We start from the raw sequence: 22,248 nt of genomic DNA on the forward strand, positions 1-22,248 counted from the left end.
CTGTAAATCCCGATAGCCTGCTGAGCCCTCCATAGTCATGTCCTGCCGGGGACGGGCATACCCTGTACTAAAGCTGTATTGACAGGAAACGGAGGGCTGGCAACGTGAACAAACAGGTGCGTGTGCTTCAAATCGCTTTTACATATATCGGAACCATCGTCGGAGCAGGCTTTGCCACAGGACGGGAGATTCTTCAGTTCTTTACGCAGTACGGCTATCTCGCCGTCTTTACGATCCTTCTGTCGACCGTGCTGTTTATCTTTCTCGGCTCCAAAATGATGACCCTCTCCAGAGCCATCGGAGCCGCCTCTTATGAGGACCTTAATCGGCATTTATTCGGAGAGCGCTTCGGAAGCATAATCAGTCTCATCATGCTCATCATCCTCATTGGCGTGAACAGCATCATGCTTGCGGGTGCAGGCTCTGTGTTTATGGAGAACCTTCACTTCCATTACCAGACCGGACTGCTCATCACCATTGCCGGGTCCTTCCTTATTCTGCGCCGGGGCATGTCATCCATCCTGTACATGAACAGCCTGGTCGTACCGATGATGCTTATGATGTCGCTTCTGATCGTTACGAAGACAGCCACACTGCCGGGTGCGGACCGCTTTATAACGATGACAGGTGACCACAGCCTGCCCAGCGTCTGGCTGGCGCCACTGCTGTATACCGCGTTCAACCTGGTTATGGCTATGCCCGTGCTCGTTCCTTTGGGCAGCCAGACGGGCAGCACGAAGGTAGTACGCTTTGGAGGCATACTCGGCGGAACTGGCATCGGCCTGATGCTGATCTCGGCACATTTTGCGTTATCTGCCCGAATGCCGGGCATCAGCCAATTCGAAATTCCGATGGGAAGCATTGCCCAGCAGCTGGGCTGGTACGTACAAATCGTGTATGTGATCCTGATCTTCCTTGAAATATTCAGCACATTTGTCGCTAATATATATGGCATTACGCTGCAGCTTCAGCAGCGCACGACGCTGCACCCAAGGCTGATCACACTCACCATTATGATTATTTGTTATCTGATGAGTCAGTTTGGCTTTAGCTCGCTGCTCTCCATCCTGTACCCGCTCTTCGGTATCCTCTGTCTGTTCTGGGCAGCGCGTCTATCCCTCTTTGGGCTGTCTGCCAGCCGGAAGCTGTAGCTTACAGCGTAGCACCGTGCTTCAAATAGAGCTTTTTCAGCTCATTGACGGATTTGGACAGAGAATAATGATTCTTGGCCTTATCCCAGGCTGAACGGGCGAGCTCATATCGAAACAGCGGGTCAGAAATTACCTTTTCCAGCGCAATACTGAGTGCGGCAGCATCCCCCGGAGGCACGAGCAGACCGTTTACACCGTCCTCAATCTGCTCTGCAATCCCTCCTACATCGCTTCCGATTAGTGCCAGGCAGCTGAGCGCTGCCTCCGCAAATACAGATCCAAAGGCCTCTGCCCGCGATGGAAGCACGAAAATATCGAAGAAGGGCATAAACTCCTCCGGATGCAGCGTATATCCGTAAAAAATCGTCTCCTGATAGATGTCCAGCTCCTTAGCCAGGTGCTCCAGCTCCTGCCGGCAGGGGCCATCCCCTATAATATGGAGCACATAATCATAGCCCTTGCGCTTGAGCTCAGCACAGGCGTACAGCAAAGTATCCAGCCCCTTCGCCGGAACGAGCCGGCATACCGTGATCAGCTGCGGGACAATATTTTCATGCGGGACAGGCTTGAAGCGCTTCTCATCAAATCCGTTATAGATGACGCCAATGCGCTCCGGCTCCTGCACATATGGCGCCATGTAGTGAGCAAAGGAACGGGAAACCGTCAGCACCTGTTCGCTGACAACCTCCAACTCCCGATACAGTGACGTTAGAAACCGGTGCTCCAGTCCATTTTCCTGAATCCGCCCGTTTAGAATAAGCTCCCGTTCATAGCTGGAATGCACCGTCTGCACCAGGGGCACGTCGGGAAAAACGGTCTTCATGGCCATTCCGGCAATGGGATGATGTGCATGAATCAGGTCGTACGGCTTGTGAATCCGCAGGCGGGCCCACCATATGTAATCCATGTAGGTCTGAATATATTTCTGGACAATGAGGCTCTCACCAAACTCACGCCAGTCAAAGGTGCGAAACACGGGCTCCTCCTGCCCTTTATTGCGGATTCTCTTGGGAAGCCAGAACAATTCCATCTCCCATCTGGCGGAATGAAAGCGCTCCTGAAGATATGGGATCATGGAGGAGACGCCTCCTGGCTGTTCAGGAGGGAAGAATAACGCTTGTAGCAATTTCATGGAGCATGCTCCCCTTTCTGCAAATCTCTCTCTTTTAGGCAGCCGCAGGTTGTGATACGATGAATACGAATGATTTCAGGAAAAATATCCCTTCAGGAGTGTTTCGTATTGATGGATCCTTCGGCTTTCTGGAGTAACCTTCCGTTCTCCGGCCTCACCACATTCTGCATTGCCTACGCTTCGCTCATGGTGCTGATCATGTGTACACTGATGTACCTAAGACAGCGAAAGCAGGCTTATTTGCTGATGGCGGCGGCTTTCTTTTTTATTATGACATATGAAGGACTGAACATCCATCTGTTATTATCCGGCGAGCCGCTGTTACATACACAGGATGTCTATCGCCCGCTGCAGCTGTTTTCCCTGGTTCTGCTGAACCTCGCCGTGCTGCTTCTTTACCATCGGATGCGCCGTCTGTACTACGGATTTATTTTTATATGCGGTACACTGCTGCTAATTCCGGTGCTGCTGCAGGCCTCCCCTGATACATTCGCTTCAGTCCTGTTCTATGATGTATTGGAATGGGCTGTCATTGCTGGCTCCTTCCTATTTGTCGCCCCTTACATTCGCCAGCGGCGCAGATACATACTCGGGCTCAGCGGGTACGCCGTCTGGGCTGGAGTCCACGGATTTCACTCTTACATCGACGCTAACCCGGACATGCTGCCTCTGCTGGATCTGCTGTCCGGGCTTCCGTTGCTATTTTATAGTGTCATCTTCTTGATGCTGTTTCAGCGAATGATTGAACAGATGCAGTCAATCTACCGCTCCTCTATTACAGATGGCTTGACGGGTCTGTACAATCGGCGATACTTCATGAAGCACCTCGAGCGCTATGTATCTCAGGGAGTGAAGGTGGCGGCGATCTTCTGCGATATTGACAACTTCAAGAAGCTGAATGATACGCAGGGCCATGCCCGCGCGGATGAAGTATTGAAGCAGGCGGCCTGTATTTTGGAGGAAGAGCTTGAAGGACGCGGCTTGGCCGGCAGGTATGGAGGCGAGGAGCTCGTAGCCCTGGTGGTGAGCCGCGGCAGTAAAGCTTCTCTCGTTGCGGAAAAGATCCGCCGGCGCATCGAAGAAGAGACGATCGTCACCGTCAGCGTCGGATACAGCTCTCTTCGCAAGGGAGTAACCGGTGAAGCGCTGATGAAGCAGGCGGACCAGGCTATGTATCACTCTAAAGCCTCCGGTAAGAATCAGGTCACGGATTTCCGCACGCTCCACAGCCGTTCGCGGACGGCGGGCGGTGCTCCCCTGGAGTTAGAAGGGTAAGCCTGGCTCCCGGAGTAGAGGCAGCGACATGGCTTAATCATACGTTCACATGAAACACAAAGAGACCGTTCTTGGGGGCGATGAGGGGTCTGGCATTCTCCCGTATACTGCCGACAGGCGGTCTCTTTGTGTTTCTATTTATACTTTGTCCATACTATACGAGACAATGCTTAAGAAGCGCGGCATGAACCCCATCCTCATTGTTGGACAGAGTGATCTCATCTGCCGCAGCCTTGACATCCACCGGCGAATTATCCATGGCAATGCCCAAGCCGGCATAGCTCAGCATCGTCACATCGTTATAATAATTTCCGATCGCGAGAATTTCCTCCCGTTTGTAGCCTCTTTGCTCCGCGAGCAGCTTGAGCGCGTTTCCTTTAGAGGCTTCCTCCTGCATCAAATCAATGAAATACTCACCGCTGCGCAGCATATTGTACACCGGTGTCCACTGGCTCCACGCCTGGAACAGGGCATCCATATCCTTGCTTTCTCCGAACGCAGTGAACTTTACAACAGGTCCATCCAGCTCTTCCCAGGCGGGCAGATTGGAAGGCATCATCAGATATTTCTCATACATATAGCGGACAGGACCTGCCAAAGCCTCCACCTGGTCCACGTACATGCCAAATGGCGTATTAATATCAAAGTGTATTCCCTGCTGACGGCAGTGCTCCATGTATGGCTTCAGGGCGTGATGATCCAGGGCGAACTGATGGACAACCTTCCGACTCTCTACCTCCACCGTTGCCGCACCGTTGTGACTGATTACATATCCCTTCAAGCCCATCTCTTCCAAAAAAGGGATCGTGTTCTGCGGTCCGCGGCCGGTGCAGAGTACAATTTCTATCCCCTGCCGGGACGCCTCCATGACCGTCTGCATGGTCTGCTCGGTCATCACATGGTTATCGTTTAACAGCGTACCGTCCACGTCCAGTGCCACTAGCTTGTATGCCATACTCTCATCCCATCCTTTTTCACGTCATAATATCTCTCTTTACGTTCCATGTTATAGGGAAGCCGCCGGTTTGCCAAGAGCTTTGCAGACCGTACTGCGAAACGCAGGCTTAGTCCTGAGCTCGTCCCAGCAGCTCCAGCTCTGCAGAGGTCAGCTCCCGGTAGGTGCCAAGGGCAAGCGCTTCGTCCAGACGGAGGCTGCCCATAGAAATTCGCTTCAAGTACACGACCTTCTTGCCGACGGCCTCAAACATGCGCTTGACCTGGTGGAACTTCCCTTCATGAATAGTCAGGGAAATATGGCTTTTCACCCCATCAGCCTCATCTTCCCGGGACAGAATCTTCAGCTCTGCCGGCAGCGTGGTATACCCGTCATCCAGCGTAACACCTTCTCTGAACCGGATCACATCCTCTTCATCCACATTCCCCTGTACATAGGCCTCGTAGGTCTTGGGCACATGCTTCTTGGGTGACAGCAGCTCATGAGCGAGCTGCCCATCATTCGTAATCAGCAGCAGTCCCTCTGTATCCTTATCCAGCCTTCCTACCGGGAACGGCTGCAGCCACCGGTCATCCTGGCTCAAGAGGTCGATGACGGTCTTGTCACGCTTGTCCTCCGTTGCAGAGATTACACCCTGCGGCTTGTTCATCATCAGATACACGTACTCGCGGTATAGAACCCGTTCGCCCTGTACTTCAATAATATCCCTATGCGGATCGACCTGCATGCCAGAGTCCTTGACCGCAGCGTTGTTGACGACAATCATGCCTTGCTTGACCATTTTCTTGATGTCGGCTCGGGAGCCCCAGCCCATATTGGACAATACCTTGTCCAGGCGCTGCGTTGATTTGCCCTTGCCCGTGCCTTTGCCTTTGCTGTTCTGCTTGGAGCTCATGCAGATGTCCACCTCCATGCTGCCGGATATTCGTTCTTCAGGATGCCGGACTGCCATTTTCCCCAGCCGGCCGAGCAGCCGTCAATCGTGACCAGGACATATCCCTTCGGCTCATCTGACGAGAAGTCACGGCTGTGCACGCGGCCGGCTTCTATTTCCAGCGTTTCCCCCTTCAAATACCTTACCGCTTCTCCGCTGTCTGAGGACAGGTTAATAACTCGGCGTGCTTCCTCCGGCTGCAAAGCCGCAGCCAACGGGTGGGATGGCTGAAACCGTCCATGCTTGACACTGCCCACATACCAGCCGGCGCGCACCACCTTCAGTCCCTGCAGCCGCTCCTCAGGGAGCGGGGAGAGGTACAGATGCTGTCCGTGAAGCCTTAAATAACCGTGATATTCCTCCCAGCTGAGGTTGTCGGAAATAAAGTGCTGCAGCAGACCCTCGGCCTCGTTCCGCCCGATCTCCGTTCCCGTGTCCTGCCTCAGCACTCGCTCTGACCCGCGTCCACCTTTGGAGCCTCGTCTTCCTCCTGGGTCCATGCCTGCGCTTGCCCCGCGCCGATGCTTAGCCTCCGGCCTGGTATTAGACTCCAGCCGTTTCTGGCGGCGCTCTCCTCCAGCCTGAAGCGCCATGGATAGCTGCCCCTTAGAGACCCCTGTCACTGGCAAGGAAAGACGGTATTCTTCCTCACGGTGCGAAGCTCCCGTCATCTCCGGTACCTCCTTGCATAGCACAGCCATAAAATGTCCCTCGCCTTTGACACGGTGCGGCCACAGCCGCAAGGTCTTCGAGACTTCTGCCATCCATGCAGCATCGCCCGCCGCATCGGGACCGGTTTCTTCCAGGCCATGCTCTGAAAGCCACTGACTTTCTCCCGCGGAGAACCAGGGGGCTTCTGTCCCTGCTTTGGAGAGGAGCGAAAATTCAGGGTGGTGCTTCAGAAAGACGGCAATCATTCCTTCATTCTCTTCGGGAGAAAAGGTGCAGGTAGAGTATACCATCGTTCCGCCCGGAGCCAGTATACGGGCTGCCGATTCCAGAATCTCCTTCTGCATGGCGGCATACTTCCGTGGAGAATCCTCCGTCCAATGCCTCAGCATATCCTCATCCTTGCGGAACATGCCTTCGCCGGAGCAGGGAGCGTCGATCAGTATTTTGTTAAAATATTCAGGAAATGAAGCCGCAATGGCCTCTGGCGCTTCATTCAGTACAACCGCATTGCGCACGCCATAGAGCTCTATATTTTTGGCCAGCGCTTTCGTTCGTTCGGGGTGCAGATCATTGGTGACCAGATGTCCCCTCCCTGCCAGCTTGGCTGCAATCTGCGTAGACTTTCCGCCAGGCGCGGCGCATAAATCCAGCACGCGGTCACCAGGCTCTACATCCAACAGCTCAACCGGCGCCATGGCGCTCGGCTCCTGAATGTAATACATCCCGGCATGGTAATAGGGATGCAGGCCTGGACGCACGCCTTCCCCTGTATAAAAGCCGGTCTCACACCACGGAATCGGGGTCAGGGCGAATGGAGACTGCTTCTGAAATGCCTCCCGGCTAATCTTCAATGTATTGACACGTAGGCCCCCAAGGGGCGTATCGTTATACGAGCTCTGAAATTGTTCGAAGTCATCTCCCAGCAGACTTTTCATTTTTGCATCGAAAGCGCTCGGTCGTTGTGGAGCCATAGCATTACCTGCCTGTTCGTTAGTTTTGTATTCATTGGCTGCAGCTTTACCTCGTTCATGAAATTGTCGAAGCCAAACAGCTTTAAATTGTACCGCAGTCCTCTTGATTATTGTATAATAAATTACGTTTCTAGGGGACATGCCCTAATTGCATGTCGATCATATAGGGGGGTGAGTGTTTGAAGCGCAAGAAGAACTATTTCGGCCTGTACGTATTTGCAGGCATATTGATTGCATTAATCGGTTTATTGGCTTTCCTGAACACTCAAGGCGAAGCAAGCGCGCTGTATGGCGGCAAGAAGGTAGCGGAGCTTAATCCGGCAACGAAAGCCCAGCTGGAGGATCCCAATTACCAGCAGATCATTCTACCAGATCAGCTTAGCAAGAAGGAAGCCGCAGCAGAGAGCTATTATGTATACTTCTTCTCCTCGACCTGCCCTGCCTGCAAAGCCACAACACCGGAGCTGATGCCGCTCGCGCAAGATCTTGGCGTAACGCTGCATCAATATAATCTCCAGGAATTTCAGGAGGGCTTCAGACAGTATAATATCGAATATACGCCAACCCTTGTCTTTTTCGAGAATGGCAAAGAGAAGGATCGCCTGGTCGGGGGCATCACCACAGAGAATCTGGCCGAAGGCAACAGCGCGGAAAACTTCAAAGATTTTCTGCAGAAGCACAAAGGGAGCGTAAAGGAATAATGGCCCCTCGATCCTGGCTCGCCGCCAGTGTTCTAGCTGCGTTGCTGCTGTCCGGATGCGCCGGGGCCGGGAAGGATAATCACGAATCCCATAGCCATGGTGCCCATTCGGAGAACTATGAAATCACGGCTTCCTATGACATCATGCCGCAACTCATTTCAGTATATACGGATAACACGCAGGCTGCCTACGGAGACGTTGGTGCTTTGAAAGAGATCCTGAAGGAAATGAAGTGCTATTGCGGCTGTATGGAGGATAATGACCATGATTCGCTGCTCCGCTGCTTCGTCGCGGACGAGCGTGAAGAAGGCATTCAATGGAGTGATCATGGTGCACTATGCGGAATTTGCCTCAGTGAGCTTCAAGATGTCAAGCGCCTGCACGGAGAAGGAAAGACCGTGGAGGAGATCCGTTCCTCCATCGATAAGAAGTACCACGGCAGTATCTAAGCATTCACCATAGAGTCTGATTCAGACTGTCCCGGATCGAATAAGACCGGGGCAGTTTTTGTGTTGGCAACAAAAACAGCAGCGTCCGCTCCTTCCCCGGCCGCTGCTGCCCTCGCGCTCTTCTATTCAGCTCCATGCTGCTTATGCTTCAGCTCATGCTTCGCAGAACGTTGAGGTCCTCTTCGCTGCGGTACATTGGGCTGGATCTCCGGCGCAGTCCTCTCAACCTGCTCCTGCAGGAGCGGATCGGCGATCAGAATGGTCAAATCTCGATATGGAAACGGCTGCTCTCTGTATCGCTCCAGCTGAGCGGCATAGTGCTCAATCTCCTTATAGAGCATATCCATCCGGATGCCGAGCTCCCGATCAGCCAGCCCTGTGAGCCGGCTGACCGCGTAGCGCATCATCTTGGACGCCCCCGGGATGTTCCCATTTCGGAAATGATACAGGCTGACGGCAACCTGCAGCAGCCCCTTGTATCTGGGATCCTTATCTTTAGCCAGCCAAAGCTCCTCAAGAACCTCGTGGCATTCAAAATAATCCCGGTCCCGGTTGAAATAAATCAGATACGCAGCATACAGCGAATCATACATCCTGCTCCTCCACACCCCGCTTCGCCAGGGAGAGCAGTGCTTTCACTTCTCCAAGCAGCTCCTTGATCGCTTCTGCATCCTGATCCGGATTTTGCCAGATCTCATTGAACCGCTCCTGATATTCAATCGCCTCATTCACCAGATGATAGAAATACAGCTGATGAATTGCCTTGAGAAGCTGAGAAGTAATATTGGAATTGTCTTCAAACTGCTTCTGGGCCTCCAGAATCTCTTCCCGGATGCTGGACATTTCATTATCCAGGGTATTCGCTGCTTCTGCCGCCTTCTTCAGGCGCAGCCGAATCTCCTCAGGCAGACTCTCCCGGTATTTATAGCTCAAGGAGTGCTCAATGGTCGCCCAGAAATTCATTGCGAGCGTCCGGATCTGGATTTCAGCCAGCACATTTTTCTGTCCCAGCGCCGTCTGCACAGGATATTCCACGATCATATGGAAGCTGCGATATCCGCTTTCCTTATAGTTCGTAATGTAATCCTTCTCAAACAGCACCTTGAGATCCTTTCTTGCACGTATATAAACAGCAACCCGGCGGATATCCTCTACGAACTGACACATAATCCGGATTCCTGCGATATCCTCAATGCCGGTCTCCAGCTGATCCATAGGTACTTGCAGGCGCTTGGCCTTTTCCAGAATGCTTGAAATTTTCTTGATACGCCCTGTTACAAACTCAATCGGCGCATATTCTTCACGCTTTTTCAGCTCCGAGCGCATGGTCTTGAATTTGACCTTCAATTCCTCAACTGCCTGCTCATAAGGCTGTAAAAATGTTCCCCAGTCTCTGCCGTCCATCGCCTAGCCTCCTGTCTTTGCCCTTAGCTTAGCGGTGCTTCGCTCCGACTGCCTCGGAAATATGCGTGTAACCATCACGCTTTAAGAGCTGCTGCAGTCCAGCATGAAGCCTCCGGTTCACCTCGGGCCCTTCGTAGATGAGCGCAGTGTAAATTTCCACCAGGCTCGCGCCCGCTTTGATCTTGTCATACGCGTCCTCCGCCGTAAATATACCGCCGGAGCCAATAATAGGCAGCTTGCCTTCTGTCTGCTGATAAATCAAAGAAATGATTTCCGTAGACCGCTCCTTCAGCGGCTTGCCGCTCAAGCCTCCGGTCTCCTTCGCATTGGGATGTGACAGACCTTCCCTTGACAGCGTCGTATTACTCGCGATAATTCCGGATACCCCGCTGCGGGAGATTGTGTCTACCATAAATTCCAGTTCATCCTGACTGACGTCCGGAGCGATCTTCACGAGCACGGGCTTGCTTGTGCCATAAACCTCAGCCTGACGCCCCATCTCCTGCTTGACCGCCTCCAGAAGCGAGGAGAGCTCACTGCCATGCTGCAGACTGCGAAGGTCCGGCGTATTCGGCGAGCTGATATTAACCACAAAAAAATCTCCGTAAGGATACAGCTCACGGATACAAGTCTCATAATCCCGGTTGGCCTCTTCATTCGGCGTTGCCTTATTCTTTCCGATATTGACGGCAATCGGAATTCGTCGCTCCTGAAGCTGCTTCAGCCTGCCGGCCATAGCCGCCGCTCCCTCATTGTTGAACCCCATCCGGTTAATGAGTGCTTCATCCTCCGGAAGCCGGAACAACCGAGGCAGCTCATTGCCGCTCTGTCCCTTCGGGGTCACCGTGCCGACCTCCATAAAGCCGAAGCCGATGGAAGAGAAGCCTCTCACGGCCTTAGCATTCTTATCCAGGCCAGCAGCGAGCCCCACCGGTGTCGGAAAGTGAATTCCCCATAAATCAACCGCCAGCTCAGATGTTTCACGCACTCCGTACATGGTCCTCATCGCAGCTTCCGCTCCCGGCAGCGCCATACTCTTGGCGAGCCCGTCCACGACGAGATGATGAGCCTTTTCAGGGTCCATCTTGAAAAAAATCGGTTTGCCTACGTTGCGGTACAGCACATCCATTCTTCCTCTCCAGGCTTTCTGTTCTCTACCCACCAGTTTATCGCTTTCTGCATAAAAAAGAAAGTTCTTTACGCCCTGCTCTGCTCCTTCCAGCGCCTGACCAGCATGGCATTTCCAATGCGAATCCTTTACAATGTAAAGACAATCCTTCATGAATCATGATTAGAAAGAGAGGAATAGACATGTCCGTTAAACGCAGCAAGCCCACCCTGAAGCAGAAGAAAGAAGAAGTGAACAAAAAAGCCGTTCTATGGATCGGAGTCAGCCTTACTCTGCTCATTGTGCTTATCGTATTTCTGATTATCCTGCTCTGATGCTTGCACTCATCATCTCATGAATCAATCCAGCCACACATAAGTCTTGCTGGGATTGCCCTGCCCGGAGGAGCGCTTCAGCGCGAAGCGCTCCTCTGAGGTGAGATCAAGATCCGGGAGCAGTCCCTCTCCAATCTTCACCTCTGTCCCCATCGGTACGAGATCAAACAGCTCTTCAACATCCTCTGTGAGCATCCGGATACAGCCCTCGGACACATTGGCCCCGATGCTGTTGACGTCCGCCGTCCCGTGAATGGCATAATTCGTATCCGACAGCTGCATCCCCCGTGTTCCATACACTCCATTGCCCGTGCCGTTCGGGTTAATCACCTTATCCGCAATACGGAACGTCCCTAAAGGTGTCTTGTTGCTCTCGCCAAGCCCCACCTTATAGCTGCGAAGAATGATATCCCCGCTGACTACAGCAAGCCGGTGCTGCTTGCGGTCGATGACAACCCTAAGCTTCTCTCTAAAAAAAGGAGCGCCATCCGGCGATGAGCCCAGCAGCCCTGGCATCTTCTCCAGCATGGCCAGCTCAGTGGATCCGTTCTCTCCCTCCGCTCTTGCTTTAGTCACGGAACCGGTTACACTTGCATACACTTCATATAGCTCTTCCAGCTTATCGGACGAGCCTGCGAGCCAATTGTCGGGAAAAGGACCACTCAGCTCCTTCAATTCCTGCGGCAGTCTGCCTTTTGCAGCATAGAAGCTGTCCAGCGCACTGGCCAGCACCGCCTGGTTCAGCTGGTTCTCACTCCATTTTGCTGCCATCTCCTTCAGCGTACCGCCCTCCAGAGGGCCACAGTCACAGTTTGCACCATCTCCCTGCAGCGGTGTCACTGTAATTCCGCCTCCCTCCATCACCTTCACACCGTACAACAGAGGCATCTGATCCGACCACAGCTTCCACGTCCCGGCCTGCCTCATACCAAGAACGACGCTGCTTTCCGGCAGCTCGGAGGGCTTCTGAAACAGAGAGGACAGTCCTCCTTGTCCCTCAGCATCACTTCCGGCAGCAGTAAACAGAGGGCCTTCAGCTTCAGGTTTCTCTTCGCCCGCTCGAGACTCTGCTTCCGCTAACGCAGAAAGCTTCTCCCCCGAATCCAGCTCCTCCTTCGCCCAGCTGTCCATGCTCCATTCCGGGGCCGCCGCTGACGGGACCAGAAACAGCAGAAACAAGGCTAGTGCGAGCGCCGCCCGTCTGATGCTGCCCACCCGCTTTTCTCTCTGCTGCTCCTCTTGCAGCAGCTTTTGCTGATAATTTTTCCAAATGTCAGCCGGCACTTTACTGTGCTCGAAGGCCTCGTAAACCTCTTCAGCCCGGTTAAAGCAGAAGTTGGCTTTTCCATGCTCCCCATGACGCTCATAGTCCTTGCCCAGCAGATACCATGCCATCTTATTATCGGGATGACTTTCGACATATCGCTTGAGATGTACCGATTCACTCATAAAATTCCTCCGTCAATCGAAGTTGCGTTAATCGCTATTGCGACTTATATACTCTCTATATCGGCAGCTTGAAACCATCTCTTCAGAAAAATAAAGAAACGTCCTCTGCCCCTGGGGCAAAAGACGTCTCCACAATGATCGTTATGATTGCTCTTCTAGCAGCCGTTCAGGTCAAGAGCTTATTCCGCGTTGAATGGCTCGTCCGCGATTCGGATGGAATCTGTCGGGCAGCCGTCACATGCATCTTCCATATCCTCATACATGTCTTCAGGAATTTCTTTCAGACCGCGGTTGTTGTCACCCTCGTAAATCACTTCAGCCAGACCCTCATCATCATAATCGTAAATGTCGGGTGCTGTGGCTCCACAAGCGCCGCATGCAATGCAGGTATCTTTATCTACCCATGTAAACTTCGCCATAGTTCTCTGCCTCCTGTATATCTAAAACGTACTCCGGTGCTTGCAAGCATCAGATCTTGAGCACCAACTATATAGTATAGTAATACAAATGATTCGATAACACAAATGGTTTTCCGGCTTTTCCGGAGTTTTCCGACAAAAATAGTTGTATTAATCTGGATCGTGCCATTTCTTCATTTCAGTCTCGTTCCGGGCTGACTTTTCATGATCCCGCTTCCTGTCCGCAAAATCCATTTGCAGGGAGGTTCCCCGAAGCTTGTGATTCCGGATCAAAGAGGACGGATCATCTCCCAGCATCCCGGCGGTAAGCACCGCGCTCTCCCCGAATTTGTCTCGCAGCTCATCCATGACCCGGGTTAACGATTCCTTGCGCGGCTGCTGTTCATAATCAAACAGATCCAGCTGAATGGCAGAGTGTATGCGCGGTGCAAGCTGCTGCAGCGTAATGCCGAGCAGCCTCAGCGGACGGCCATCCTGCCAATGCCTATCGTACAATGTACAGGCTTCCCGGTAGATGTCTTCTGTATTCTCCGTGGGACCTGGAAACAGCTTGGAGCGGGTGAGTGTCTTCATATCCGGTGTGCGCAGTGTAATCTGGATGCCGGAGGCCATCAGCTCCTGCCGGCGAAGCCGCCTTGCGACCTGATCTGCCAGATTGAGAAACACCTTACGGGCTTGTTCAGGGGTCGTAATATCCGCCGGCAGCGTTGTCGTATGACCGATGGATTTGCTCTGCTCCCGCTCTCCCTGGACCGGGGAATGATCCAGCCCGTTCGCAGCCTGCTTCATCCAGCGTCCGTTCACACCAAACGCTCCTGTCAAGAGCTCTTCCTTCGCTGCCGCCAGCTGACCGATGGTCCGGATATTCAGCTTTGCCAGCTTCTCGGCCGTCTTCACGCCAATGCCAAACAGATCAGCGCAGGGCCGTCCCCACAGCATTTTCGGAACATCCCGGATTCTCAACACGGTTATGCCGTTCGGCTTCTTGATGTCCGACCCCATCTTGGCCAGCAGCTTATTCGGAGCCACTCCAATAGAGCAGGGCAGCGACAGCTCTTCCTGAATTCTCTGCTGAATTTCCCGGGCAATGTCGAGCGGCGTACCGAATTGCTTCGAGCCTGTGATATCGAGGTAGCACTCATCAATGGAGGTGGCCTCCAGCAGCGGCGTGTACTCATAGGCAATGCTCATAAATGCTTTGGAATATTTACGATATAAATCAAAATCCGGCTTAATCAAAATGAGGTCAGGATCCAGCTTCAGCGCTTGGCGCACTGTCATGCCAGTGGCAATGCCCTTCGCCCGGCTGGCATAGGAGCAGGTAACCACAATACCCTTGCGCAACTCCATGCTGCCTGCAACAGCCGTCGCCTTGCCCCGGAATTTTCCCGGCTCCTCTGCCTCGTGCACCGAGCAGTAAAAAGCATTCATATCCACATGCAAAATAACCCTGCCGCTCACCGGATAAAAATCGGTAATATTGGACACCATTAAACCCTTCTTTTTCATACCATATTATGAACCGAGTCCTCATCTTATACCTGCAGGAAGCTCGCTGCCCTTAGCTTAACCTTCCCCCATTATCCGGTCAAGAAACAGGCTGAGCCTAAATTTACATTTCTTTGTCCCTTTAAGGCCAAGAAGTGCTATAATGACAACATTATATATTAGGCGGTCCATCGGCGGACTTATAAGGAGGACATCATGTCTAAGTCTATCTCCATTTTTGACACGACGCTTCGCGACGGCACACAAGGCGAAGGAATTAGCTTCTCAGCGGACGACAAAATCAAAATCGCACGGAAGCTTGACGCTCTTGGTGTTCACTATATAGAAGGCGGCATTCCGGGAAGCAACAGTAAAGACATCGAGTTTTTCAGAAGAGCAAAGGATCTGGGCCTCTCCTCCAAAATCACTGCTTTCGGCAGCACCCGGCGCAAGGGGATGGCAGCCGAGCATGACGCTAATCTGAAGTGTATTTTGGAATCGGGCGCGCAGGCCGCTACACTCGTCGGTAAATCGTGGGATTTCCATGTGCATACTGCGCTCCAGACGACACTGGAAGAGAATCTTGCCATGATTTATGATTCCATAGCCTACCTGAAGGCCAGCGGGCTGGAGGTTATCTTCGATGCAGAGCATTTTTTTGATGGATACAAGAACAACCCGGAGTATGCGGTTTCAGTCCTGAAGAAAGCCCGTGAAGCCGGGGCAGACTGGCTGGTGATGTGTGACACGAACGGCGGTACACTGCCGCACGAGGTGCATGGCATTGTAACATCTTTGAATACAGAGCTGCCGGGAGCACCGCTCGGCATCCATACCCATAATGACTGCGAGCTGGCGGTTGCGAATACGCTCAGTGCCGTTCAAGCCGGTGTCACACAGGTGCAAGGCACAATGAACGGATATGGCGAGCGCTGCGGCAATGCCAATCTCTGCTCCATCATTCCGAACCTGCAGCTAAAGATGGGCTATCAGGTCATCGGCGATGACAGCATCACCAACCTGACAAGCACGGCCAGATATATTAGCGAGATTGCCAATGTAAACATGCCGGTCAATCAGCCTTATGTCGGCAACGCCGCTTTCGCGCACAAGGGCGGCATCCATGTCTCTGCCATCATGCGGGACTCCAGAACATATGAGCACATCGCACCGGAGCTCGTTGGCAACAAGCAGCGAATCCTCGTTTCCGAGCTTGCAGGACAGAGCAACATCGTCTCGAAAGCTCAGGATATGGGCCTGAGCTTCGATCCCAGCAGTGAGCAGGCGAAGAATGTCATCTCCAAGATCAAGGATCTAGAGCATCAGGGCTATCAATTCGAAGGAGCAGACGCCTCCCTTGAGCTTCTGCTGCGGGAAGCGAATGGCGAGGTCCATGAGCTGTTCACATTCGAATCGTTTAAGATGCTGGTGGAGAAAACAGCAGGACGCCCGGTCGTATCTGAAGCATTCGTCAAAATTAACGTAGCAGGACAGAGCATCTACACAGCCGGAGAAGGCAACGGTCCGGTCAACGCGCTGGACAATGCGCTGCGTAAAGCGCTGGTGCAATATTTCCCGACCCTTACAGATATGCATCTGTCAGACTATAAGGTGCGCGTCCTCGATGATAAAGAAACCACAGCCGCCCGCGTACGCGTGCTGATTGAATCCAAGAACGCTGATCAATCGTGGAACACCGTAGGCGTATCCGGCAACGTTATTGAAGCGAGCTGGGAGGCACTTGTAGACAGTATGCGTTACGCGCTGATCGGACAAATGTCCCCAGAGCTGCAGGAAGGCGAAGCCCTTCCCCGCCAGGGCATCGTGAATCACTAAATAGATCCATCATACAAACATGGCATTGCCGCAATCCAGGGCAATGCCATGTTTATTCTTGCTTCCATTAAAGAGAGGTGAGCCGCTTTACCTTTTTCCTCAGCTCAGCCGGCTCGGGCAAGCCAACAAGCACCTCTTGAATAACCCCGTTGCGGTCGACGAGAACGCTCGTCGGGAAAGCTTGACCCTTGAACAGCGCTTCAAACACCTCGGCTTCTTCATCCATCAGAAGCGGGTAGGGAATATTGAATTCGTCGGCAAAGGCGCGGGCTCTTTTTTCCACATCGTATTTGGTCACGTTAATTCCGTAAATGTCCAGCTCCTCAGAGTACTGCCGCGCCAGCTCGATCAGCTCCGGCGTTTCCTGCCGGCAAGGCTCGCACCAGGAGGCCCAAAAATTTATCAAGAGCGCCTTCTCGCGGACGCCTCCGCCAGAGTAGCTCCCTCCGTTCATGCCCTGCAGTGTAAAGGTAGGCGACAGCATGCCGGCTTTGGCTCCCACCTCGACAGGCAGCGGCTGCTCAGTCTTAAACACCGACTGGATCTCGTCACCGGCCTGCTTGTAGATTACAGTCGCTGCCGCTGCAAGGATGACTAACAAAATGATGATATTACGCTTCATGGATCTTTTCCTTTACTGATAGACTTGGTATAGTCCCTATTGTACCCTGAAGGACCCAAGATTCAAACCAGCCCGGCCAAAATCCCGACCCGGAGGTGACGAAATGGCGAACCCTTTGAATGGCGGCTGCCGAGATCAGATGATAAGCCTGTCAGTACAAGCCTTTACAGACCTGAAGTTTCACACCCTGCAATGTCAGCCCTTTGAAGCCTGTGGAATCCTGACGGGACCTGATTGTAACCACCTGCAGCAGTTTATTCCCGTCACGAATACTGCAGCCCAGCCGCGGCACCACTTCACACTGGATCCTGCAGCTTGGGCCTCCCTTCTCATGAAAAAAGCGCCTGTGCAGGCGCTTTATCACAGCCATCCTTCAAGTCCGCCGCTGCCCTCCATTGAGGATTTGCAGCAGCTGCAGAATTTCGGAGGCTTATTCTCTTCTTATCTTATTGGCTCTCTAGCAGCTAGCAACCATTCGGGACTTCCGAAACTGGAGCCCGATCTGGAGCTGGACCTGAACGTCTATCGGATCACTCATTCACGCCACGATCAAGCCGCGGCCGGTCGTTCTCTGTGGTCCCTGACTGCAGCCGGGCTTCTCATCACATAGCCGCCTACAGTCGACTCAGATACATATACAAATCTCCCAGCGTACCCACGCCCTCTTCCTCTTGAACCGCTTCAATGTAGGAGGTCCAGAGCCGCGCCGTCATTAAAGCATCCTTTAAGGCATCATGGCGCCCTTCTATCGGAATGCCCGCCTGATGCAGGAGAAGGTCAAGGGAATGCTCCGGAAGGTCTGGATACAGCTGTCTGGCAATCATCATCGTATCCAGCAGCCGGTGCGTGAGGCGAACCTTGGACGTTTTCCACAAGGCGGCATTGAGGAAGGCTTTATCATGCCCTGCCGCATGCGCGATCAGCACCCTGCCCTCTACGAACGCCATGAAATCATGAAGCCCTTCCGTAAGCGGCACCGCATCATCCACCATGGACTGCGTAATGCCGGTCAGCCGTGTAATATCAGATGGCACGGCAGCTCCGCTGTTGACAACCAAATGAAAGCATTGATCCTGCAAAATGGTTGTGCCGTGCGTCTTGACCGCTCCGAAGGACAATATGACGTCTCCGTGCTGATATGAAAAGCCCGTCGTCTCCAGATCAAAAACGACCGTCTCCAGTTCTTTCAGCGGTGTCCCTAGTACCTCAGGCCTGCGCTGATCTCGCATCTGGGATCGGATAAAGGCGATTTGCTGAGCTGAAGGATTTCCACGCATGGAGGCTACCGCCGAATTAAGATCGCCCATGCGCAGTGATTTCCAGAAGCCCGCTCCGGTCTGTCTGGGATCTCTCAACGCCCTTTACGCTCCGCAGCCCGAAGCTCTCTTTGCAGAGAGCGGTGAATTCGGCGCACCACTCCCAAGGTATTTCGAAGATCATACTGTATTTGCTTGTCCTTTAACTGTTCTCTGCTCATATAGCCACTGCTGCTGATAAAGCCCTCTTCCCACTCTGTCTTCGTCTCTGTTCGAAGCTTCAATGCCACCCGGAAAGCATCCTGCACATTTTCCAGCAGCAGGCCGCCTCCTTCCAGCAATATAATTTTTTCAATTCTTCGCCGGGTTGAGGTTTCCACAATGCCCCGCTGCAGTGCCAGCGTGCGGACGCTGTTTACAAGCGGGATGTATACACCGTATTTGACATCAAATCCGCCCGCATGCTCTCCGAAGCGCTCCGTCACAATACGTCCCATTACATTCAGGGTCGCCTTATGGCGTACGGTATTCCGAAGAAGAGCCGGGATGAGCTCAATGTTCTGATCAATGCAATCTTGAAAATGAGAACACCAGGCCTCCGAAAGCTCCTGAGAGCCGGCGATGTGCCGCAGATCCGAAGCGATAATAAAATACCTCGTAGGCTCCCAGGCATGCTGTGAGCTCCAATGATCCAGCTGCTGCTTCCACTCCGACAGCGTTTTGCGCCACATCGGCTCGGAGCACATCACTTTGCCGCTGCATTTCGGATAACCGGCGGTGACGAGGATGTCCGACAGTACTTCGCCAAATGTCTGAAAATAGCGATTCCCCTCTTCATCCACCTCATCCCCGATAATCATTCCGTTATCCTGATCACTCCACAGCGTAGCTTCCTGCCTTCCGCTGCTCCCGAAGCTAACGAAGGCATAACGGGCAGGAGGCTGGCCGAAGCCAGCCCCTTTCATATGCTCTTCCCCGATATGCACTGCCCGCCGGCCAATCTCATCATGCATGCGGTTGACCTGCTGAATCCATGTATACAAATCCATGAAGGGCTTCTGCTCTAGCAGTCGTTCTTGACAGGCAATCCGCGCCTCTTTCAGTTCCTCCGCCGAGCGGCAGCCTGGAATCTCTTTAAAAGAAAGCTCTGAATGTAATGATGGCAGAGGTTCCATTGACAACCCTCCTCATGAGATGGACTTAATGGCCGAAGGATTCTACAAGGCTGAGCCTTTTGCTCCGGATTCTGAAGCCATTTTCATTTGCTCCGGATATCCGTAGGTTCCGTGCTCGCTCAAATCCAGACCCATCAATTCCTCTTCTTCCGTAACACGCAGACCGGTTGTCATCTTGATCAGATAAAGAATGATAGCAGAGATAATGAGTACGAAGATGAAAGTACCTACCAATCCAAGCAGCTGTACGCCCAGCTGTGTAAAGCCACCGCCATATACCAGTCCAGCCTGGCCTACGCCTGTAATTTCAACGAGGCGAGGTGCTGCAAAAATACCTGTCGATACCGCGCCCCACATCCCGGCTACACCGTGGACAGAGAATGCATAAATCGGATCATCCACACCTTTACGCTCAAACCATTGTGCAGAGAAGAAGGCAATTGTACCCGCAACAGCACCGATCACTACCGCAGCCCAAGGCTCAACGAAGGCACAAGCGCCTGTGATTGCTACGAATGCTGCAAGGACACCGTTCAGCATACTAGGAATGTCTGCTTTACCGAGAACTGCCCAGGAGATAAGCAGGGCGGCCAGTGCACCCGCTGCAGCGGCAATGTTCGTGTTCAGTGCGACAAATCCGAAGAAACCATCCATCAGTGCGGAAATCGTGCTGCCTGGGTTAAAGCCGAACCAGCCGATCCAGATAATCAGTACACCCAGTACGGAGTACACTTGGTTGTGACCAGGAATGCTGTTAGGCTTTCCGTCTTTGTTGTATTTGCCAAGACGAGGCTTCAGCATTACTGTAGCCACGAGAGCTGCTGTAGCACCAGTCAAGTGAACGACTGTGGAGCCTGCGAAATCCTGCATGCCCAGCGCGCCTAACCAGCCGCCGCCCCATACCCAGTGAGCAACAATCGGGTAAATCACGATGGAGAACAAGATGCCGAAGATGATATAGACACTTAGCTTCGCCCGTTCTGCCAAGCCGCCGCAAGCAATAGCGAGCGATACAGCAGCGAAGGATAAATGGAACAGGAACATGATGGTCGTCGGTACATCGAAGGCTGCAAAAGCATCGAAGGATGCGGTTACGTTGTCTCCACTCAGGAAGAACCCTTCAAGACCGAAGAAGCTGTTGCCGTTTCCGAATGCTAAGCCAAAGCCTAGTGCCCAGAAGGAGATAATGGCAATTCCGAAGGTAAGCATTTGCTTGCCGGCCACATGGCCTGCATTTTTCATTCTTACCGAGCCAGCTTCCAGAAGTGCGAAGCCTGCCTGCATGAAGAACACGAGTAATGCGGCAAGGAATACGAATACGGAGTTCAGACCCGCCTGCAGCTGCGTGTTACTTGCCGCCTCGTCTGCAAATGCACTTGCCGGAAATGCCAGCATAGCACCTGCTGCTAACAATGAACCAAACCATTTTTTTCTCATTTCAACCACTCCCTTTAGTGTAAGCTTTCCTTACATGATTTGCTGTTAATGTATTATAAACATACACTTTTCAGAATGGCAATGGTTAATTTTGAAAAAGGACGATAAATCCATAGTTTATGTAAGATAATATAACATTAAGCGAAGTGAGCAAACCTTACTCCTCCGTTTATATCTATATGTAGGGCTTTGAGAATTATGATTGTAAAGTGTGACTCCGTTCTAAAAAGCATGACGTTTGACTGTACGGTTGGCAATCATGTATCATTCAATTATATAGTAAGTATCATTAAACAAGCCTGCGAGGTGATCATACGTGGGAGAGATTAACGCCTCCAATCAGCTGTTCAGAATCGGGGAACTGGCAAAGGCGGCAGGAATCAGCGAGAGAACGATCGATTACTACACGAAGCTCGGACTGATAACTCCCGAGAAACGGACTGTAAAAAATTACCGGCTGTACAACCCTGAAACTTTAGCCACGCTGCAACGTATCAATCAGTTGAAACAAGAGAAATATACCCTCGAAGAAATCAAGGAAACGCTGGAGCGCTGTTCAATTGTGGAGGATCATGAGGTTTCCGATAAGCTGTCCCAGCTGGAGCTGCAGATTCAGAAGCTTGAACGGGAAGTAAATGAGATCGGTCCCATGCTCCAGGGCATGAAGCCGAACCAGGCCAAGGCGGCTTTATCCAGGATTTTGCCGAAGGGAGCGGCTTGTATGGAGTCGCTGCAAATTTTTCTGAACCATTTTACATCAATGTAAATCAAATTTACTGGAGGAATGACAAATGTATACAGATGGTATGTTTATTCTTATCATCATTGCTTTTATTTTCTCGTTGTGGGCCCAGTTTCGAGTTAAGGGTACCTTCAACAAATGGGCCAAGGTCGAGAATCTCAGAGGGATGACCGGTTATGATGCAGCGCGTCACATGCTGGATGCCAACGGCCTGTACGATGTACCGATTGAGCCGGTTCCCGGAGCACTAAGTGACCACTATGACCCGATCAAGCGTGTCGTTCGCCTCTCCGAGCCGGTCTACTATGAGCGTACGATCTCTGCGGTTTCCGTTGCTTGCCACGAAGTCGGTCACGCTATTCAGCATAAAGTGAGCTATCCGATGCTGGTTGCCCGCCACAAGATGTTTCCGGTCGTAAACTTCGCATCCGGCATTGCACCGTTTCTGTTGATTGCAGGCTTTCTGTTCGGCGCTTTCAACCTGATTGGTCTGGGTATCATTTTCTTCTCGGCCGCCGTTGCTTTCCAGCTTGTAACCCTGCCCGTCGAATTTAACGCAAGTAACCGCGCCCGGGAAATCATGGTCTCCGAAGGTTATATTACGAATGACGAGGAACGCGGTGTAGCTAAGGTTCTGAACGCCGCTGCTCTGACTTATGTCGCTGCAGCCCTGCTATCCCTCCTGGAGCTCATTCGCTACATTATGATCTTCACGAACCGCGAGTAGATCGATCCCA

At 52.5% G+C, this 22,248-nt stretch carries 23 protein-coding genes; 9 read left to right on the forward strand and 14 right to left on the reverse strand.

Features of this window, described 5'->3' with window-relative positions:
• Positions 1–104: 104 nt before the first annotated feature.
• Positions 105–1,151 carry a YkvI family membrane protein gene (locus ACH6EH_RS15405; protein WP_138226321.1) on the forward strand — a complete coding sequence of 349 codons (1,047 nt, stop codon included), beginning with the start codon at positions 105–107 and terminating at the stop codon, positions 1,149–1,151.
• Between the two features lies 1 nt (position 1,152).
• On the opposite strand, the gene ACH6EH_RS15410 is transcribed toward ACH6EH_RS15405, so the two are convergent.
• Positions 1,153–2,283, reverse strand: a complete 1,131-nt coding sequence (locus ACH6EH_RS15410; protein WP_397332973.1) for a glycosyltransferase family 4 protein — start codon at positions 2,281–2,283, stop codon at positions 1,153–1,155.
• Positions 2,284–2,394: 111 nt separating this feature from the next.
• Here ACH6EH_RS15410 and ACH6EH_RS15415 point away from each other — a divergent pair, with 111 nt between their 5' ends.
• Positions 2,395–3,558, forward strand: coding sequence for a GGDEF domain-containing protein (locus ACH6EH_RS15415; protein WP_397333025.1), 1,164 nt, complete (start codon positions 2,395–2,397; stop codon positions 3,556–3,558).
• A gap of 154 nt (positions 3,559–3,712) precedes the next feature.
• Here ACH6EH_RS15415 and ACH6EH_RS15420 read toward each other — a convergent pair whose 3' ends face one another.
• The 3 genes from ACH6EH_RS15420 to ACH6EH_RS15430 form a co-directional block, all read right to left on the reverse strand.
• Positions 3,713–4,513 carry a Cof-type HAD-IIB family hydrolase gene (locus tag ACH6EH_RS15420; RefSeq protein ID WP_138226323.1) on the reverse strand — a complete coding sequence of 267 codons (801 nt, stop codon included), beginning with the start codon at positions 4,511–4,513 and terminating at the stop codon, positions 3,713–3,715.
• 109 nt (positions 4,514–4,622) lie between these two features.
• Positions 4,623–5,408: a pseudouridine synthase gene (locus ACH6EH_RS15425; protein ID WP_397332974.1), complete on the reverse strand. Its 786-nt coding sequence runs from the start codon at positions 5,406–5,408 to the stop codon at positions 4,623–4,625.
• On the reverse strand, positions 5,405–7,090 hold the full coding sequence (locus tag ACH6EH_RS15430) for an RsmB/NOP family class I SAM-dependent RNA methyltransferase (protein WP_397332975.1): 1,686 nt from the start codon (positions 7,088–7,090) through the stop codon (positions 5,405–5,407). Before ACH6EH_RS15430 ends, ACH6EH_RS15425 begins: the two co-directional genes overlap by 4 nt.
• A gap of 179 nt (positions 7,091–7,269) precedes the next feature.
• Here ACH6EH_RS15430 and ACH6EH_RS15435 point away from each other — a divergent pair, with 179 nt between their 5' ends.
• Entirely contained in the window at positions 7,270–7,791 is a 522-nt protein-coding gene (locus ACH6EH_RS15435; RefSeq protein WP_397332976.1) for a thioredoxin family protein, read from the forward strand.
• A complete protein-coding gene (locus ACH6EH_RS15440) occupies positions 7,791–8,240 on the forward strand; it encodes a PCYCGC motif-containing (lipo)protein (RefSeq protein ID WP_397332977.1) in 450 nt (149 codons plus the stop codon). The genes ACH6EH_RS15435 and ACH6EH_RS15440 overlap by 1 nt, the downstream gene beginning before the upstream one ends.
• Positions 8,241–8,362: 122 nt before the next feature.
• Here the strand turns inward: ACH6EH_RS15440 and ACH6EH_RS15445 are convergent, their stop codons facing one another.
• The 3 genes from ACH6EH_RS15445 to ACH6EH_RS15455 are packed head-to-tail and all read right to left on the reverse strand — an operon-like array spanning position 8,363 to position 10,767.
• Complete coding sequence (locus ACH6EH_RS15445) at positions 8,363–8,833, reverse strand: DUF309 domain-containing protein (RefSeq protein ID WP_138226328.1); 471 nt, start codon at positions 8,831–8,833, stop codon at positions 8,363–8,365.
• Positions 8,826–9,644 carry a GTP diphosphokinase gene (gene yjbM, locus ACH6EH_RS15450; RefSeq protein WP_397332978.1) on the reverse strand — a complete coding sequence of 273 codons (819 nt, stop codon included), beginning with the start codon at positions 9,642–9,644 and terminating at the stop codon, positions 8,826–8,828. The genes ACH6EH_RS15445 and yjbM overlap by 8 nt, the downstream gene beginning before the upstream one ends.
• 28 nt (positions 9,645–9,672) lie before the next feature.
• Positions 9,673–10,767 (reverse strand): quinone-dependent dihydroorotate dehydrogenase, encoded by a 1,095-nt coding sequence (locus ACH6EH_RS15455; RefSeq protein ID WP_397333026.1) that lies wholly within the window; start codon positions 10,765–10,767, stop codon positions 9,673–9,675.
• Positions 10,768–10,955: 188 nt separating this feature from the next.
• On the opposite strand from ACH6EH_RS15455, the gene ACH6EH_RS15460 reads away from it, so the two are divergent.
• A complete protein-coding gene (locus ACH6EH_RS15460) occupies positions 10,956–11,087 on the forward strand; it encodes a hypothetical protein (RefSeq protein ID WP_267900153.1) in 132 nt (43 codons plus the stop codon).
• Positions 11,088–11,111: 24 nt separating this feature from the next.
• Here the strand turns inward: ACH6EH_RS15460 and ACH6EH_RS15465 are convergent, their stop codons facing one another.
• The 3 genes from ACH6EH_RS15465 to ACH6EH_RS15475 all read right to left on the reverse strand — a co-directional run bounded on the left by ACH6EH_RS15465 (position 11,112) and on the right by ACH6EH_RS15475 (position 14,464).
• Positions 11,112–12,536, reverse strand: coding sequence for a L,D-transpeptidase (locus ACH6EH_RS15465; protein WP_397332979.1), 1,425 nt, complete (start codon positions 12,534–12,536; stop codon positions 11,112–11,114).
• Positions 12,537–12,715: 179 nt separating this feature from the next.
• Positions 12,716–12,955 carry a ferredoxin gene (locus ACH6EH_RS15470; protein ID WP_397332980.1) on the reverse strand — a complete coding sequence of 80 codons (240 nt, stop codon included), beginning with the start codon at positions 12,953–12,955 and terminating at the stop codon, positions 12,716–12,718.
• Between the two features lie 150 nt (positions 12,956–13,105).
• Complete coding sequence (locus ACH6EH_RS15475; RefSeq protein WP_397332981.1) at positions 13,106–14,464, reverse strand: DNA polymerase IV; 1,359 nt, start codon at positions 14,462–14,464, stop codon at positions 13,106–13,108.
• 195 nt (positions 14,465–14,659) lie between these two features.
• On the opposite strand from ACH6EH_RS15475, the gene cimA reads away from it, so the two are divergent.
• Positions 14,660–16,279 (forward strand): citramalate synthase, encoded by a 1,620-nt coding sequence (gene cimA, locus ACH6EH_RS15480; protein WP_138226332.1) that lies wholly within the window; start codon positions 14,660–14,662, stop codon positions 16,277–16,279.
• A 67-nt stretch (positions 16,280–16,346) separates the two neighbouring features.
• Here the strand turns inward: cimA and ACH6EH_RS15485 are convergent, their stop codons facing one another.
• Positions 16,347–16,901, reverse strand: coding sequence for a TlpA disulfide reductase family protein (locus ACH6EH_RS15485; protein WP_397332982.1), 555 nt, complete (start codon positions 16,899–16,901; stop codon positions 16,347–16,349).
• 103 nt (positions 16,902–17,004) lie between these two features.
• On the opposite strand from ACH6EH_RS15485, the gene ACH6EH_RS15490 reads away from it, so the two are divergent.
• Positions 17,005–17,511, forward strand: a complete 507-nt coding sequence (locus tag ACH6EH_RS15490; protein ID WP_397332983.1) for a Mov34/MPN/PAD-1 family protein — start codon at positions 17,005–17,007, stop codon at positions 17,509–17,511.
• Between the two features lie 4 nt (positions 17,512–17,515).
• Here ACH6EH_RS15490 and ACH6EH_RS15495 read toward each other — a convergent pair whose 3' ends face one another.
• Genes ACH6EH_RS15495 through ACH6EH_RS15505 form a run of 3 tightly spaced genes read right to left on the reverse strand, consistent with a single transcriptional unit; the run spans position 17,516 to position 20,769 of the window.
• The gene (locus tag ACH6EH_RS15495) at positions 17,516–18,256 is read right to left on the reverse strand and encodes an exonuclease domain-containing protein (RefSeq protein WP_397332984.1); all 741 of its coding nucleotides are present in this window, start codon (positions 18,254–18,256) and stop codon (positions 17,516–17,518) included.
• The gene (locus tag ACH6EH_RS15500; protein ID WP_397332985.1) at positions 18,253–19,332 is read right to left on the reverse strand and encodes a DUF294 nucleotidyltransferase-like domain-containing protein; all 1,080 of its coding nucleotides are present in this window, start codon (positions 19,330–19,332) and stop codon (positions 18,253–18,255) included. Before ACH6EH_RS15500 ends, ACH6EH_RS15495 begins: the two co-directional genes overlap by 4 nt.
• A gap of 42 nt (positions 19,333–19,374) precedes the next feature.
• On the reverse strand, positions 19,375–20,769 hold the full coding sequence (locus ACH6EH_RS15505; protein WP_397332986.1) for an ammonium transporter: 1,395 nt from the start codon (positions 20,767–20,769) through the stop codon (positions 19,375–19,377).
• Between the two features lie 316 nt (positions 20,770–21,085).
• On the opposite strand from ACH6EH_RS15505, the gene ACH6EH_RS15510 reads away from it, so the two are divergent.
• Together ACH6EH_RS15510 and ACH6EH_RS15515 are read left to right on the forward strand one after the other, a co-directional pair.
• A complete protein-coding gene (locus ACH6EH_RS15510; RefSeq protein WP_233281010.1) occupies positions 21,086–21,535 on the forward strand; it encodes a MerR family transcriptional regulator in 450 nt (149 codons plus the stop codon).
• Positions 21,536–21,560: 25 nt separating this feature from the next.
• The gene (locus tag ACH6EH_RS15515; RefSeq protein WP_138226338.1) at positions 21,561–22,238 is read left to right on the forward strand and encodes a zinc metallopeptidase; all 678 of its coding nucleotides are present in this window, start codon (positions 21,561–21,563) and stop codon (positions 22,236–22,238) included.
• The last annotated feature ends 10 nt before the right edge of the window (positions 22,239–22,248 follow it).

The organism is Paenibacillus sp. JSM ZJ436, assembly GCF_044383795.1.
Taxonomy (GTDB): domain Bacteria; phylum Bacillota; class Bacilli; order Paenibacillales; family Paenibacillaceae; genus Paenibacillus_AQ; species Paenibacillus_AQ algicola.